The organism is uncultured Mailhella sp. (genome assembly GCF_905187505.1).
In the GTDB taxonomy this organism is placed as follows: Bacteria; Desulfobacterota; Desulfovibrionia; order Desulfovibrionales; family Desulfovibrionaceae; genus Mailhella.
In genome coordinates this window covers 1-14,037 of sequence record NZ_CAJJIC010000055.1, presented here as the reverse complement: position 1 = coordinate 14,037, position 14,037 = coordinate 1, and the positions used below count along the sequence as shown (strand labels likewise).

Sequence of the window (14,037 nt, the reverse complement as noted above, 5' to 3'; positions counted from 1 at the left end):
CCGAATTACTGGGACCGCATTTCCGCACAGCACAACTGCACGGGATGCCGTCTGAGAAAAATATGAGAGGTGAGTCATGGCTCGATATGTCATGGTCATTGATTCTGAAAAGTGCATGGACTGCAAGGCATGCATCATAGCCTGCCAGCAGCGCAACCATGTTCCCTACGGGCTTTCGCGCAACTGGGTGCACGAAACGGGCAGCGAAAGTTCCCCCTGCGGATTCAAGTTCCAGCCCGGCGCCTGCATGCACTGCGATGATCCCTCCTGTGTGCGCGCCTGCCCGACCGGCGCCACCTGGAAGGCCGAGGACGGCACCGTGGAAATCGACCGTTCCCGCTGCATAGGCTGCGGAAGCTGCATCGACGCCTGCCCGTACCACGCGAGATTCCGTCATCCCGAAACCGGTACCGCCGACAAGTGCGACTACTGCCACGGCAGCACGCCCGGTCAGACTCCGGCCTGCGTGGCCGTGTGCCCCATGCACTGCCGCATCTTCGGCGACGCCGACGATCCTTCTTCCGATGTGGCGAAGGTGCTTGCCACCCGCAAGGCCGTGCATGTTATTCCGCTCGGCAGCGGAGCCAGGCCTACGCTGACCTATCTTGACAGCACCACCCCCGAGCAGCTTCCCGAGGCCAGCACGGTGAGCCATCCGGTAGGCGCGATTCCTCCGTTGGCCAAGGGCGTCACCTGGGTGGGCGGTCTGGTTCTCGCCGCGCTGACGGGCACCTTCGTGCGTCAGCTCGTCAAGTCTTCGGAAAAGGAAGATGCGGAAATCGCGGCGGAAAAGAAGCTCGCCGCCTCTGATGACGACAAGCACGAAAAGGAGGATAATGCATGATCCGGCGACATTCCCGTTCCGCAATATTCATGCACTGGTTCAATGCCGTCTGCTGGATATTCCTGCTTTTTTCCGGTTTTGCGCTGCTTGTCGGCGATATGCAGCCCATCGGTCAGTGGTGGATTGACTTCTGGCACGGCATTTTCGGCGGAAGAGGGCTGCTTGTGGCCCATCTTATTGTCGGCTCCGTATGGGTCGTCGTTTACGCCTGCTATATTCTGCTGTTCTCCCGTCGCGAGGTTCTGCCTTTTCTGCGTGAAGTGACCACGTTCCAGCTCAGAAGCGACATCACATGGTGCATGAAGAAGGGCCTCTGGCTGGTTCTTGGTCCGAAAAAGACCATGAAGATGGGAATCGACCCCGCGCTGCCTCCTCAGGGCTTCTACAACGCGGGCCAGCGCATGGTGGCCGTGGTGGCGGTCATCGCCAGTGTCGGCCTGGCCGTAACCGGCGTGGTCATGGGCTTCTTCTCCGGCAATATCGAATACGCCGTTTCGGAAACCGTGCTGCAGTGGTGCATTTTCATTCACTTCTGCTGTGCCGCCGTCATGGCCGTTCTTCTGCCTGTGCACATCTACATGGCCGCGCTGGCTCCCGGTGAAGGTCCGGCACTGCGTTCCATGTTCACGGGTTTTGTGCCGGAAGAGCACGTCAGGCATCATAACCCGCTGTGGTACGCCTCAATTAAAAAGAAAGGTGGACGATTGGGAGAATAAAAAGAAAACAGCGCGGAGTGGCAATGACTCCGCGCTGTTGGGACATGAAACAAAAAAACGGAAAGCCTGAATTTTCCGTTTGAAACATGGTGCCGAAGAAGAGACTCGAACTCTTACTCCCGAACGGGAACTAGACCCTGAACCTAGCGTGTCTACCAATTTCACCACTTCGGCGCAGGAATGTTCTTAGTAAATTTGACGGACTTTGGCAAGCGTTTTTTTCTGCTTTGGAAAAATTTTATGCGGAAGCCTTCCAGCACCGGACCATGCGGCCTTCTCCGACGGGAACGAGCGGCGGGGCCTGAAGGCATTGTTCCGAGGCGAAGGGACAGCGGGGACGGAAGCAGCAGCCTTCAGGCAGCTCGGAGGGAAGCGGTACCATGCCCGGAATGGAAGGGAGCCTTTCGCTGTCGTGATTGCCGAGAAGCGGAGCGCAGGCCATGAGCCCCTGCGAGTAGGGGTGAAGGGGGCGTTCAAAGAAGGCGGCGACGGGGGCCTGTTCCATGAGCTCTCCGGCATACATGACGGCCACGTCGTCCGCAGCCTCCGCCACCACGCCGAGGTCGTGGGTGATGAGCAGAACGCCCATGTCGCGTTCCCGGGCCAGCCTGCCGAGCAGGCGCAGAATTTGTCCCTGAATGGTGATGTCGAGGGCCGTGGTGGGCTCGTCGGCCAGAAGCAGTCTGGGAGCGCAGGCAAGGGCCATGGCGATCATCACCCGCTGGCGCATGCCGCCGGAAAACTGATGCGGATAGTCGTTCAGCCTGCGTCGCGCGTCGGGTATGCCCACGAGCTCCAGAAGGTTAACGGCTTTCTCTTCGGCGGCGCGTCCGTGCAGGCCTTCATGGATTTCCAGAGGCTCCGCGAGCTGTTTTCCGATGCGGAGCACGGGATTCAGGGAGGTCATGGGCTCCTGGAAGATCATGGAAATGTCGCGTCCCCGTCGCGAACGCATGGCCTTTTCATCAAGCGTCAGCAGATCCTCGCCGTCGAAAAGCAGCGAGCCGGAAGTCACGCGTCCCGGAGAGGGGAGCAGACGCATGATGGAAAAGGCGGTCATGCTCTTGCCTGAGCCGGATTCGCCCACAAGACAGAGCGTGCGTCCCGGGAAAAGCTGAAAGCTGACATCGCGTACGACGGGGGTGGAGCCGAAGGAGACGGTAAGATGCTGAACGTCAAGCAGAACGGACATAACTCTGGCCGGGAAGAAAGGTGAAAGGGGAGTCCCGTGCTTTGGGGACACGGGCAAAGGCATCGGCCGACTATGACACAGCTTGAAAACAGGGGCAAGAGAGGCCTGCTATGATTTGACAAGGCGGCGACGTGAGTTTAGCTTGTTGAAACCGCATTTCGTATCGGGATATTCAGGGCGAAGTCGTTTCACGACAGCATGCCCGAGAAGTCAGGCGGAACGTTTCCTGTGCCGGACCTGCGCTCTGAAGCTTCCGATGCGAGGAGAACAACCCTCAGCATTAAGGATGTTTTTATGAGCATACCTCTTCGTTCTCTTCCTGTAGGTACCAAGGCACGCATAGCTTCTGTACGCGCCGACGGGGAACTGGGGCGTCGCATTCGCGACATGGGACTGGTGCCCGGAGCCGAAGTGGAAGTGATAGGCCGCGCTCCTCTGCGTGACCCCGTAGCCCTCCGCCTGCCGGGCTTTACCCTGAGCCTGCGCAACAATGAAGCTGATTTCATTCTGGTGGAGAAGGTAGACTGATGTCCTATTTTCATCATTCCGATGACGGGCGGCCGAGCAGCAGCCTGCCCACGCTTGCGCTCGCCGGAAATCCGAATTCCGGAAAAACAACGTCGTTCAATGCCCTCACCGGCGCCCGTCAGCATGTGGGCAACTATCCCGGCATCACCGTGGAACAGAAGGAGGGCATCGCCCACTGCGACGGCGAGGCCATACGCATCATAGATCTTCCCGGCGCGTATTCCCTTACGGCCTACACGCAGGAAGAGCGGGTGGCGCGTCGCGTCATAGGCACGGAAAAGCCTCTGGCCGTCATGGCGCTGCTCAACGCCGGCGCGCTTGAGCGCAATTTGTATCTGGTCGTTCAGCTCATGGAAATGGGCGTTCCCGTGTCCGTCGGTCTCAACATGATGGACGAAGCCCGCGCCATGGGCATGAGCATCGATGTGGCCGAGCTCTCCGCGCGTCTCGGCGTGCCGGTGGTGGAAACCGTGGCCAGAACCGGTGAAGGCCTGCAGGAATACCTGCGTGAGACTCTGGCCTTCAGCCGGAAGTTCGAGGGAAAGCCCTGGCAGCCTCTGTGCATATCCTACGGGCCGGACCTCGACCCAGTGCTCAAGCATCTGACCGAGTCCCTCGACGAGGAGGGCGTGGGCTGCGCTCCCTATCCCACCCGCTGGCTGGCACTGAAGCTTCTGGAAAACGACGAGGAGATTCTCTCCGAGCTCAGTCACGACAAGCCCGAGGTCATGGCGCACGTGAAGGAACACATCGACGAGGTCGAGGCCCATCTGAAGGTCACCCTCGGCACGAGCGCCGAAGCCATCATTGCCGACTACCGCTACGGGTACATAAGCTCGCTTCTGCGCGGCGTTCTGACAAGACGCGACGACATCGCCCAGCGCATGGATCTGTCCGACAGGGCGGACCACATTCTGACGCATCAGTTCATGGGGCCGCTCATCATGCTCGCCATCATGTACCTCATGTACCGCATCACCTTCACGCTCGGCGAGATACCCATGCAGTGGGTGGAATCGCTCTTTGCCTGGCTGCGCGACATCGTTGACAGCAACATGGCCGACGGCGTGCTCAAGTCCATGATAACGTCGGGCATCATCGACGGCGTGGGCGGCGTCATGTGCTTCGTTCCGCTCATTCTGCTCATCTTCATGCAGATAGCCATTCTGGAAGACTCCGGCTACATGGCGCGCATGGCCTACATGCTGGATAGAATTTTCCGCATTTTCGGTCTGCACGGCGCTTCCGTGGTGCCGTACATCCTCGGAGGCGGCATTGCCGGCGGCTGCGCCGTACCGGGCATCATGGCCGCGCGCACGCTGAGAAGTCCCCGTGAAAAGCTGGCCACGCTGCTCACGGTTCCCTTCATGGCCTGCGGCGCCAAGCTTCCCGTGTTCATCGTCTTTTCCGGCGTGTTCTTCCCCGGCAACGAGGCCCTCGTCATGTTCGGGCTCACGCTCACGGGCTGGGTCGTGGCCATGCTGGCCGCGAGGTTCCTGCGTTCTTCCTTCATCAAGGGACCGGCCACGCCCTTCGTCATGGAACTGCCCCCCTACCGCATGCCCACGCTTCAGGGCATGGTCATCCATGCCGGCGAGCGCACCTGGGAATATCTGAAGAAGGCGGGCACCGTCATTCTTGCCATATCCATCGTGGTGTGGGCGGCCATGGCCTATCCCGGACTGCCTGAAGACAAAGTGCAGGCGCACGAAACCACGCTGGCCGCGCTTCAGAGTCAGCTCGACGCGGCGCAGCCCGGCTCCGAAATGCGGCAATCCGTCGAGGCCGCCATGCATGCGGAGATAGGACGGTTCAATGAAGACACGCTCCGGCATACCGTGGCCGGACGCATCGGCGCCGCCATGGAGCCGCTGACCCGTTACGCCGGTTTCGGCTGGGAGGCCAACGTCTCCCTGCTCGGCGGACTGGCGGCCAAGGAAGTCATCGTGACCACTCTCGGCACGGCGTATTCCATGTATGACGCGAATGAGGAATCCGGCTCTCTTGCGCAGTTCATCGCCAGGGACAAGAGCTGGAACATTCCCTCCGTGGTGTCTTTCCTGCTGTTCGTGCTTTTGTACGCACCCTGCTTCGTGAGCCTCGTCACCATCCGCACGGAGACGGGATCCGTAAAGTGGGCCCTGTTCAGCTTCGTGTTCAACACCTGCGTGGCCATGGTCGTGGCCACGGCGGCCTATCAGATCCTGTCCCGCTGGTAACGAAATCTGTCCGGTGTAAAAAAAGCGGCCGTCTTCCGAAAGAAGACGGTCGCTTTTTTATGTTTTGGTAAGATGCGTCCATGAGCGGCGCTCAGGCGGCACCGGAGGCATGACTTGCCGCCGTTCCGAGACGCTGGCGCGTTCAGGCACGCATGCCGCTAGAGACGGCTGATGGCGTCGGCCAGATCGTCGAGCCAGGGGCTCTTGACCGCTTCGATGGCGCCCTGATCGCAGGCCTTGGCGATGGCCGGATCGATGGGCAGGCGGGCGGTGTGCTCGATGCCGTACTGCCTGGCGATTTCCTCAAGATGGCTTTCGCCGAAGATGTACTGGCGCTTGCCGCAGTCGGGGCATACGAAGTAGGACATGTTTTCCACAAGACCGACGACCGGGATGTTCAGCCCGTCGAGACGGGCCATGTTCACGGCCTTTTCCACGATCATGGACACGAGTTCCTGCGGAGAGGTGACGATGACGATGCCGTCGATGGGCAGGGACTGGTAAACCGTGAGCGGAACGTCGCCGGTTCCCGGAGGCATGTCGACGAACATGTAGTCCACGTTGTTCCAGATGACCTCGGACCAGAACTGCGTGACCACGTTGGCGATGACAGGACCGCGCCACACCACGGGATCGGTGTCGTGTTCCAGCAGAAGGTTCATGGAGGCAATGTCCACGCCGGTGGCGGAGCGGACGGGGTTCAGGCCGAGCTGCGTGCCGGACATGCGCTGCGTGAGTCCGAACAGACGGGGGATGGAAGGCCCGGTGATGTCGGCATCAAGCACGGCGGCATGGGAGCCGCGGCTCTGCATCTTGGAGGCGAGCAGGCCCGTGACGAGGGACTTGCCGACGCCGCCCTTGCCGCTCACGACGCCGATGACCTTCTTTACGGTGGAGAATTTGTGAAGCTTCACCTTCATGTCGACAGGTTCGGTGCGTTCCGCGCAGTCCTGGCCGCAGCTGCCGCACTTGTGATCGCAATCGCTCATAGTAAGACTTCCTTTTTGTACCGGCGGACGGTTCGCCGGGTGATGTGCGTCCCTTTCCTATAGTTCTTTCCGCTGGGTCTGACAAGTCGGGAGACGATTTGTTCCTTTGCGGCGCGGCAGAAAATTCATGGCGCTGAAGGAGCAGGGGAGGTCGGATGCATAAAGAAAAAGAGCCGTGGGCGAGGGAGCCTTGCGCAGGCGGCGTTTTTTTCTTGACGCCGCTGTTCCGGGACGTAAGGTTCGGTCATGGCCGGCGCATTCTGTACCGGCCGGCAACGTTTTCGGAGAGCGTATGATTCTTTTTGAATTTCACGATGCGGCGGGCAACGTCCACCCCTTTGAAACCTATGCCGAGGCCGAGGCCTTCGCTCTGGGCACAGGCCATGTGTTCGTGACCAGCCGCAGCGTCATGGAAGGCTCGGATGCCCGGATTTCCTATTTCGTGGCCGCAGGCGACGTACCGGAAGGCGTGACGGACAGAAATGAGCTTTTTCCCATTCTGCTGGCCAGATACCCGGAATGGAAGGAGCCCCGCATCATGCCCGTGATGAGCGTGAATGCGGACGGGACGGACCGCTGAGCCTTTGGAAAAGCGGGCCGTCCCGGGAAGCGGCGGCGGGTGGAAGGCCCCGGACAGGAGCGTCGTGCAGCACGCCTGGCGTTTTCCGCAGTCAGAAAGACGGTTTCGGGACGCTGTCTCTTCCGTCGAGGGAAAGACGGGAGGGAGCGTTTGTTCGGGCGGACGGTCAGTTTCCTTCGCGCATGGCCGCGCGCACGGCGCGGACTTTGTCCGCAATGTCCGGTGCCCCTACAAGCTCGGAAACCAGAGCGCAGCACGTTGCGCCGCGTCTTGTCACCTCTGCGATGTTGTGCTCCTTGATGCCTCCTATGGCCACAAAGGGAAGGCGGATGTTGGCGACCACCCATTCAAGATAGGAAAGTCCCACAGGCGCGCACACGTCTTCCTTGGTCTGCGTGGCAAAAATGGGGCCGACGCCTATGTAGTCGGCTCCGGCGGCCACGGCGGCCTTCGCCTGTTCGGGGCTGTGCGTGGACAGACCTATGATCTTGTCCGGTCCGAGAAGACGCCGCACCTCGGGCACGGGCAGGTCGTCCTGTCCCACATGAACGCCGTCCGCGTCCACCAGCATGGCGATGTCCACGTGGTCGTCGATGATGAAGCACGCTCCGGCTTGAGCGGTGAGGCGGCGGAGCGTCCGGCATTCTTCAAGCATCACGCCTGCATGGGCGTGCTTTTCGCGGTACTGCAGTATCTTCACCCCGGCATCAAGCAGAGCTCGGGCCTGTTCCTCCACGCTGCGCCCGAGGGCGAGACGGGAATCGGTAAGGGCGTAGATGTCGGTTTGTCCGGGAAGTATGCGGGCCATGGCAAATCCTTAAAGTAAAGCTTCAATGGTTCCGTTGAGCAGCCATTCCAGAGCCGCATCGGCCTGCATGGCGGCACACTGCATGACGCGGGGAGCGAGAGGAGGCCTGTCGGCGACGTCGGTCTTCATGTCGCCCACCACGATGATGCGGCCGAGGCTGCGGCGCGTCATGGCGCATCCGCCGAAGCCGCCCATGCCCGAGCCGCAGATGACGGTTTTTTTTGCGGCAGCGGCGGCCGAGACGAAAAGCGCCTTTGTTTCGGCACGGTCCAGAGCCTCGATCCAGAGGTCCGCCGCATCGAGCAGCGGGGGAATGTTGTTCCTGTCCAGCCAGAGCCTGCGGGCATCCACGTCCAGATCGGGATTCAGACAGAGAAGCTGCTCCTTGAGGGCCTCGGTCTTGGCGCGTCCCACGTGGGCGGGGAAGTAGTGCTGCCGGTTGAGATTGGAAGGTTCCACGATGTCGCCGTCGATGACGATGAGATGGCCCACGCCGGAGCGGGCGAGCATCACGGCCGCGTTGGAGCCGAGTCCGCCCGCTCCGGCAATGCCCACGCGGGCGGACTCGAGCCTGATTCTCTGCGCTGCCGTAAAGCAGGAAAGAGCACCTTCAAGCATGGCTAGAAGTCGCAGGCTTCCCAGTCCTTGGCCACGGCCTGATAGCCCAGAGCGGCAAGGTCTCGGGTCATTTCCTGCACGGGGCGGTGGTCGGAAATGTCGAACTGACCGGAGTTTTCCGCCTCCACGACGCGTCCGCCCACGGCCGTGGACACGCCCGCGGACACGCGGGTGACGCCGATGGGAACGATGTGGTTGCGCATGTCGGCGCTTTCGCGGCTTGACACGGTGATGCCGCAGCGCGGCAGAAAGCAGCGCAGCGCGGTGATGTACTGGACGAACTTTCTGTCGTCCACGCCGTGCTTCACCTCGAAGCTGCCTTCGTGCGGGCACATTCTCGGCACGGAAAGTCCGATGTCCGTTCCGGGGAAGTGCTTTTGCAGCCACCAGGCGTGCAGGCCAGTGCAGAAGGCGTCGTGAATGAACTCGTCAAGTCCCATGAGCGCGCCTATGCCCACGCTGTGCATGCCGGCCTTCGCCGCACGGGCGGGCGTGTTGAGCCGCCACAGAAAGTCGTGCTTGGGACCTGCCGGATGCAGCCATGCGTACAGCTCGGGATTGTAGGTTTCCTGGAACATGGTCATGCTGTCCACGCCGTTTCGTATGAGCAGGCGGTATTCATCCAGCGTGAGGGAATATACCTCCACGCCCACGGAGGCGAAGCGCGGCTTGATGCGCTTCGCCACGTCCGCAATGTACTCGGGAGAGGCGATGTGACGGGCGTCGCCGGTGAGCAGAAGAATGTGGCTTATGCCTGCGTCGGCCAGAGCGAAGGCTTCGGCCTCCGCTTCGTCCACCGAGAGGTGACGGCGTTTTTGATGGTTGTCGGCATTGAAGCCGCAGTAGCGGCAGTGGTTCGTGCAGATGTCGGAGACGTAGAGGGGCGAGAAGATGTTGACGGCACGGCCGAAGAAACGCAGCGTGATTTCCCGGGAACGGCGGGCCATCTGTTCGAGGTAGGGTTCCGCCGCCGGGGAGAGCAGCGCCATGAAGTCTTCGGGACGAAGCGCATCCTTTTGGAGTGCGGCAAGCACGTCGTGTTCCGTGGCCTTTGCGGCCAGTTCCGCGCGGCGTTCTCTGGGCCACTCGGCCAGACATTCGTCGAAGTGCGCCTCGCCCGGCGCGAAGGTATCAGCCAGAACGGGAGTATCCATAAGCATTGTGCCTTTATGTTGCGTTGCGGGAGCGTTTGTCGGAAGCCCGCTCCCTTTCCTGATCCGCGCGGGCGGATCGCAGCGAAAGGGGACGGAGGTCTCGCCGTCGCCCGGGCGTGACGGAAGAGTCGGCCGACATGAGGCGTTCTTTCGTCCGCCCGGACCCTCAGAAGCGAGAAGACGGCGGGAAGATCCCCTGATCGCAGAGTTCAGTGTTCGTCAGACCGGCGCGCAGAGGAGCGGCGGGACGACGGGGGCCGGCGCTGCGTCTTGTCAGCGCAAAAAGCCCGTGAGGGGAGAAGAGGCCACGGCTCCGCCGCTGTGCACGGCGCCGGCTCCGGCAAGGTAGGCGGCGCGACCGGCTTCCACGGCGCGGCGGAAGGCCGAGGCCATGGCGACGGGATCGTCGGAAGAGGCGATGCCGGTGTTGACGAGGCAGGCGGCTGCGCCCATTTCCATGGCTTCGCAGGCCTGGGAAGGACGGCCTATGCCGGCGTCCACTACGATGGGCAGTTCTATTTCTTCAATGAGAATGCCTATCATCTCCCTGGTGCGCAGGCCCCTGTTGGTGCCGATGGGAGCACCGAGGGGCATGACGGCCGCGGCTCCGGCGTCAACGCAGGCGCGGGCCACATAGAGGTCGGGATTGATGTAGGGCAGGACGGTAAAGCCTTCCTTCGCCAGAACTTCGGTGGCCTTTGCGGTTTCGTAGCCGTCGGGCAGAAGGTGACGGGTGTCGGATATGACCTCGATCTTTATCCAGTTGCCGCAGCCTGCGGCACGGGCGAGACGGGCGAGTCGCACGGCCTCTTCGGCGTTGCGCGCGCCGGACGTGTTGGGAAGCAGCCGCATGGAGGAGGGGATGTGCCCCATGACTCCGGCGCCGCTTTTGTCCACGCGGCGCATGGCCACGGTGATGACCTCGGCGGCGCTGGCTTCGCATACGGCCGGGATGAGGGCGTCGTCACGGTATTTTCCGGTGCCGATGAAGAGACGGCTGTCAAGTTCAACGCCGCCGATGACAAGCTTGTCGGACTGCTGCATATTAACCTCCTCCCACAAAGTGCAGGAGCTCCAGGCTGTCGCCCGGGTTGAGACGCACGGCAGCGAAGTTGTCTCTGGCAACGATGTCGCGATTGAGTTCGGCGACGACGACGCCGGGGTCGATACCGCGTCCGATGATGAGGTCGAGCAGGGTGAGGCCTTCGGTGATTTCTTCAGGTTCGCCGTTGACAGTGATGCGCATGGAAACCTCGCTGTGATGAAAAAAAACGTCCACCAAAGGGGGTGGACGTGAGGCTTCCTGCAAGGAAACCGAGCTTCCCTTCGGCAGTGCTGACTGCATCAGGTTCCAAGGGTCAGAGGCATTATCCTCTTTCTCAGCCGTAAGGCTCCCCTAGCTGGTGAACGGGTTGTTTTTAAACCCGGCGACTTTTTTTGGCAAGGAAAATTTCGGAGGGCGGTCTCAGGCAGGACTGATGAACGTTCCGCGATCTGAGGCTCCAGTACAGGGGAACCATCCACAGATACAGGGCGAAGACGATGATGGCCGGGTCCTGCTGCAGGGTGAGGCTGCACATGGAAAAGGCGATGCTCCAGGGCAGAACGGCGGAGAGCAGAACCACGCTGTTTTCCAGATACATGGCCATTTCCCGGCGGTTGTGCTGGGCATGGGCGCAGAGCTGACGCGTGAGAATGATGGAGAGGGTCTGGTTGCAGGAAAGTCCTGTGGTGAGAAGTCCCACGAGGGCCGTGGTCCGGAAGGCGCCGATGCGCGCTGCCGTGCGCTCCACCATGTTTTCAAAGCTGTTCAGGAGTCCTGATCTTTCAAAAAGCGCGGAATAGGATGAGGATATGGCCACAATGGCGACCACGTTGACCATGGAGATGATGCCGCCGCCCCTGAGCATGGCGATGTCGTCGACGGGCGGGCGGTAGCCGAGCAGCATGGTGGAGGCAAGAGCGGAGAGAGAGCAGTGCTGAAAGACGAGAGAAGCACCGCAGGCCAGTACGATGCTGGCGGCCATGGCGATTTTCACGTCTATGCGCAGGAGCCCGAAAACGAGAACGACGACGGCCGGAAGCAGCACCCACGCGTTGAAGGTGAAGTTTGCGCGCAGGGCGTCGGTGGCACCTTCGGGCATGACGTGCTCAGGCCCGAGAAGGGAAAGCAGGGCATATCCCGCGCAGGTGAGCAGAAAGGGCGCGGCGCCGCTTCTGAGCATTCTTTTGAAGTTGCCGTAAATGTCGGTGTGGGTGAGGGCGCATACGAGCGCCGCGCTGGAGGACATGGGGGAGCAGCGGTCCCCCACGTACACGCCGCTCAGAATGGCCCCGCCCACGAGCACTTCGTTGAAGCCTGCCGTGTGCGCCATGAGCATGCACACGACGCCGAGCGTGCTCACGGTGCCGAAGGCCGTGCCGATGAGGGAGCTCAGCGCCGCGCAGAGCAGAAAGCTCCAGAGCACGAAAAACGTGGGGTTGATGAGGGAGAGCGCCCAGTCGATGAGCATGGGAATGGTGCCGCTTATGCGCCAGGCGCCCGTGAGCATGCCTATAAGCGTGAATATGGTGAGGATGTTGGCTATGCGCCTGACGCCTCGCAGAAGCAGCCGGACGATCTCGGGGAAGGCTATGCCCGTGCTGCGGGCGTGAAGGCTGAAGCAGACCACGCCGAATCCGAGGGCCCAGAGCAGGGAAAGGCCTGCGGCAAGGCAGAGGACAAGACCGGCGACAAAGAGGCCGAGCGTGACGATCTGGCCGCGCGAGACGCGGCCGGCGGAAGAGAATGAGAATGGCATGATGACGTCCGGAAAGGGAGGCGGCGGGAAAATCAGGCGAAATCGTCCGGCAGAGCCACCACGGCGAGGCCGTTTTCATCGGCAAGCCGCAGGGCTTCCTCGCGGTCGAAGAACAGGGTCTTGTCTGCCTGAATGGCCAGGGCCGCATAATGGTGCTCCACCAGATTGCGTATGGTGGCAAGCCCCACGGAAGGCAGATCGACGCGTTCGTCCTGTCCGGGCTTCACCATCTTGATGGCGACGCATCCTTCGCCGCCGAGCTCGGCCCCGCGGCGTATGGTGGCGTCCGTGCCTTCAAGACATTCCACGGCCATGACCATGCCTTCGCGCACGATGAGGCACTGACCGATGTCGAACGCGCCCATGCTGCGGGCGATGGGCCAGCCGTAGCGGATGTCCTTCCATTCCTCCTCGGTGGGGGCGCGGCGGGTGAGCGTTCCGCCGGGGGCCCGCAGGCCCGGTGCGAGATCGGCGGAGGCGACGATTCGTATGCCGTCCTTTTCTATGTCGGCCATGATGGCGCGCAAAAGCGCGTCGTCGCCTTTTTTCTTCAGCGAGAAGAGGAGCTTGGCGGCCCGCCAGTCGGGACGGAATTCCAGAGCCTTGGGCTTGCTGATGGAACCGGCCATGCAGACGCGCGAAACTCCGTGCTCCTTGAAGAAGCTGACCATGCGGCCGAGCTGCCCCAGGTGGAGCAGTTCGAACACGTCGGCGCATGCGGCGGTGGCGGGGTCGGTATGCCCCTGAAAGCCGCAGATGATCACGCCGAGACCTGCGGCTCGGGCCTGCTGTGCCACAAGGCGGGGAAACTGTCCGCCGCCTGCGATGATGCCGATATTCTCTGCCATGGGAACTCCGGATGTGAAAAAAATCGGAGGCAGTATACGCCCATCCCCTCGGCTCTGCAACCATGACGCGTTCCGCTTTTCCGGACGCGCGGCGGAAGGGAGAATCCCTTCCTGGCGCGGAGCTCTTCTACATCGACTCTTGCCCTTCGTGCATTATCCTTGTATAAATGGAGCCTTCCAACGTGTGTCCGGGACCGGTTCCCGAGTTTTTCGGGGGCGAAGTCTGCGGATTTGTTGCGGCCGATCGTCAAAAGGCCGCGCATGACGGGCCGGCCCTGTCGGCCATGAAAGGTTTTGCCATGAACATTGCTCACAAGATTATCAGTGCCCACCTGGTGGAAGGGGAGATGATCCCCGGAAAGGAAATCGGGCTTCGTGTGGATCAGACGCTTACGCAGGACGCCACGGGCACCATGGCCTGGCTTCAGTTTGAAGCCCTGGGCCTCTCTTCCGTTCGTACCGAGCTTTCGGTAAGCTATGTGGATCACAATACGCTGCAGATGGGGTTCCGCAATCCCGACGACCATCGCTTCCTGCGCACGGCGGCGCAGCGCTTCGGCGCGGTGTACTCCGCTCCCGGCACCGGCATCTGTCATCAGCTTCATCTGGAAAACTTCGCCCGGCCCGGCCGCGTGCTTCTCGGATCCGACAGCCATACCCCCAACGCCGGCGGCATGGGCTGTCTCGCCATGGGCGCCGGCGGTCTTTCCGTGGCCCTTGCCATGGCCGGGGAACCCTAC

15 protein-coding genes, 1 tRNA gene and 1 riboswitch are annotated in these 14,037 nt (G+C 61.7%); of the genes, 6 read left to right on the top strand and 10 right to left on the bottom strand.

Features of this window, described 5'->3' with window-relative positions; genetic code table 11:
* Positions 1 to 76: 76 nt before the first annotated feature.
* Positions 77 to 844, top strand: coding sequence for a 4Fe-4S dicluster domain-containing protein (locus tag QZZ60_RS06685; protein WP_295639596.1), 768 nt, complete (start codon positions 77 to 79; stop codon positions 842 to 844).
* The gene (locus QZZ60_RS06680) at positions 841 to 1,560 is read left to right on the top strand and encodes a cytochrome b/b6 domain-containing protein (protein ID WP_295639593.1); all 720 of its coding nucleotides are present in this window, start codon (positions 841 to 843) and stop codon (positions 1,558 to 1,560) included. Before QZZ60_RS06685 ends, QZZ60_RS06680 begins: the two co-directional genes overlap by 4 nt.
* Before the next feature lie 87 nt (positions 1,561 to 1,647).
* Here the strand turns inward: QZZ60_RS06680 and QZZ60_RS06675 are convergent.
* Together QZZ60_RS06675 and QZZ60_RS06670 are read right to left on the bottom strand one after the other, a co-directional pair.
* Positions 1,648 to 1,734: transfer RNA gene (locus tag QZZ60_RS06675), tRNA-Leu, on the bottom strand.
* A gap of 64 nt (positions 1,735 to 1,798) precedes the next feature.
* Positions 1,799 to 2,752 (bottom strand): ABC transporter ATP-binding protein, encoded by a 954-nt coding sequence (locus tag QZZ60_RS06670; RefSeq protein WP_295639591.1) that lies wholly within the window; start codon positions 2,750 to 2,752, stop codon positions 1,799 to 1,801.
* A 294-nt stretch (positions 2,753 to 3,046) separates the two neighbouring features.
* On the opposite strand from QZZ60_RS06670, the gene QZZ60_RS06665 reads away from it, so the two are divergent.
* On the top strand, positions 3,047 to 3,280 hold the full coding sequence (locus QZZ60_RS06665; protein WP_294485892.1) for a FeoA family protein: 234 nt from the start codon (positions 3,047 to 3,049) through the stop codon (positions 3,278 to 3,280).
* Positions 3,280 to 5,499, top strand: a complete 2,220-nt coding sequence (gene feoB / locus QZZ60_RS06660; protein WP_295639586.1) for a ferrous iron transport protein B — start codon at positions 3,280 to 3,282, stop codon at positions 5,497 to 5,499. Before QZZ60_RS06665 ends, feoB begins: the two co-directional genes overlap by 1 nt.
* A gap of 158 nt (positions 5,500 to 5,657) precedes the next feature.
* On the opposite strand, the gene QZZ60_RS06655 is transcribed toward feoB, so the two are convergent.
* Positions 5,658 to 6,488 carry an Mrp/NBP35 family ATP-binding protein gene (locus QZZ60_RS06655; protein WP_295639583.1) on the bottom strand — a complete coding sequence of 277 codons (831 nt, stop codon included), beginning with the start codon at positions 6,486 to 6,488 and terminating at the stop codon, positions 5,658 to 5,660.
* 292 nt (positions 6,489 to 6,780) lie between these two features.
* On the opposite strand from QZZ60_RS06655, the gene QZZ60_RS06650 reads away from it, so the two are divergent.
* On the top strand, positions 6,781 to 7,068 hold the full coding sequence (locus QZZ60_RS06650) for a hypothetical protein (protein ID WP_295639580.1): 288 nt from the start codon (positions 6,781 to 6,783) through the stop codon (positions 7,066 to 7,068).
* A gap of 166 nt (positions 7,069 to 7,234) precedes the next feature.
* On the opposite strand, the gene thiE is transcribed toward QZZ60_RS06650, so the two are convergent.
* The 7 genes from thiE to QZZ60_RS06615 form a co-directional block, all read right to left on the bottom strand.
* Complete coding sequence (thiE, locus tag QZZ60_RS06645; RefSeq protein ID WP_295639577.1) at positions 7,235 to 7,876, bottom strand: thiamine phosphate synthase; 642 nt, start codon at positions 7,874 to 7,876, stop codon at positions 7,235 to 7,237.
* A gap of 9 nt (positions 7,877 to 7,885) precedes the next feature.
* Positions 7,886 to 8,494: a sulfur carrier protein ThiS adenylyltransferase ThiF gene (gene thiF, locus QZZ60_RS06640; RefSeq protein WP_295639573.1), complete on the bottom strand. Its 609-nt coding sequence runs from the start codon at positions 8,492 to 8,494 to the stop codon at positions 7,886 to 7,888.
* Between the two features lie 2 nt (positions 8,495 to 8,496).
* Positions 8,497 to 9,648: a 2-iminoacetate synthase ThiH gene (thiH, locus tag QZZ60_RS06635; protein WP_295639569.1), complete on the bottom strand. Its 1,152-nt coding sequence runs from the start codon at positions 9,646 to 9,648 to the stop codon at positions 8,497 to 8,499.
* Between the two features lie 273 nt (positions 9,649 to 9,921).
* Positions 9,922 to 10,692 carry a thiazole synthase gene (locus QZZ60_RS06630; RefSeq protein ID WP_295639566.1) on the bottom strand — a complete coding sequence of 257 codons (771 nt, stop codon included), beginning with the start codon at positions 10,690 to 10,692 and terminating at the stop codon, positions 9,922 to 9,924.
* Between the two features lies 1 nt (position 10,693).
* Positions 10,694 to 10,894 (bottom strand): sulfur carrier protein ThiS, encoded by a 201-nt coding sequence (thiS, locus tag QZZ60_RS06625; protein ID WP_295639563.1) that lies wholly within the window; start codon positions 10,892 to 10,894, stop codon positions 10,694 to 10,696.
* A 58-nt stretch (positions 10,895 to 10,952) separates the two neighbouring features.
* Positions 10,953 to 11,056, bottom strand: a riboswitch (TPP riboswitch).
* Between the two features lie 10 nt (positions 11,057 to 11,066).
* Complete coding sequence (locus QZZ60_RS06620) at positions 11,067 to 12,449, bottom strand: Na+/H+ antiporter NhaC family protein (protein WP_295639560.1); 1,383 nt, start codon at positions 12,447 to 12,449, stop codon at positions 11,067 to 11,069.
* Between the two features lie 32 nt (positions 12,450 to 12,481).
* Positions 12,482 to 13,297, bottom strand: coding sequence for an LpxI family protein (locus tag QZZ60_RS06615; protein WP_295639557.1), 816 nt, complete (start codon positions 13,295 to 13,297; stop codon positions 12,482 to 12,484).
* A 299-nt stretch (positions 13,298 to 13,596) separates the two neighbouring features.
* On the opposite strand from QZZ60_RS06615, the gene QZZ60_RS06610 reads away from it, so the two are divergent.
* Positions 13,597 to 14,037 (top strand): aconitase family protein (locus tag QZZ60_RS06610; protein ID WP_295639553.1); only part of this gene is annotated, 441 nt, incomplete at its 3' end.

Excerpts from the sequence above, each read along its gene's own strand:
- QZZ60_RS06685 (WP_295639596.1), top strand. The coding sequence starts at position 77 with ATGGCTCGATATGTCATGGTCATTGATTCTGAAAAGTGCATGGACTGC.
- thiS (WP_295639563.1), bottom strand. The coding sequence starts at position 10,894 with ATGCGCATCACTGTCAACGGCGAACCTGAAGAAATCACCGAAGGCCTC.
- feoB (WP_295639586.1), top strand. The coding sequence starts at position 3,280 with ATGTCCTATTTTCATCATTCCGATGACGGGCGGCCGAGCAGCAGCCTG.
- QZZ60_RS06665 (WP_294485892.1), top strand. The coding sequence starts at position 3,047 with ATGAGCATACCTCTTCGTTCTCTTCCTGTAGGTACCAAGGCACGCATA.
- QZZ60_RS06620 (WP_295639560.1), bottom strand. The coding sequence starts at position 12,449 with ATGCCATTCTCATTCTCTTCCGCCGGCCGCGTCTCGCGCGGCCAGATC.
- QZZ60_RS06630 (WP_295639566.1), bottom strand. The coding sequence starts at position 10,692 with ATGCAGCAGTCCGACAAGCTTGTCATCGGCGGCGTTGAACTTGACAGC.
- thiE (WP_295639577.1), bottom strand. The coding sequence starts at position 7,876 with ATGGCCCGCATACTTCCCGGACAAACCGACATCTACGCCCTTACCGAT.
- QZZ60_RS06615 (WP_295639557.1), bottom strand. The coding sequence starts at position 13,297 with ATGGCAGAGAATATCGGCATCATCGCAGGCGGCGGACAGTTTCCCCGC.
- QZZ60_RS06655 (WP_295639583.1), bottom strand. The coding sequence starts at position 6,488 with ATGAGCGATTGCGATCACAAGTGCGGCAGCTGCGGCCAGGACTGCGCG.
- QZZ60_RS06650 (WP_295639580.1), top strand. The coding sequence starts at position 6,781 with ATGATTCTTTTTGAATTTCACGATGCGGCGGGCAACGTCCACCCCTTT.
- QZZ60_RS06670 (WP_295639591.1), bottom strand. The coding sequence starts at position 2,752 with ATGTCCGTTCTGCTTGACGTTCAGCATCTTACCGTCTCCTTCGGCTCC.
- QZZ60_RS06680 (WP_295639593.1), top strand. The coding sequence starts at position 841 with ATGATCCGGCGACATTCCCGTTCCGCAATATTCATGCACTGGTTCAAT.
- thiH (WP_295639569.1), bottom strand. The coding sequence starts at position 9,648 with ATGGATACTCCCGTTCTGGCTGATACCTTCGCGCCGGGCGAGGCGCAC.
- thiF (WP_295639573.1), bottom strand. The coding sequence starts at position 8,494 with ATGCTTGAAGGTGCTCTTTCCTGCTTTACGGCAGCGCAGAGAATCAGG.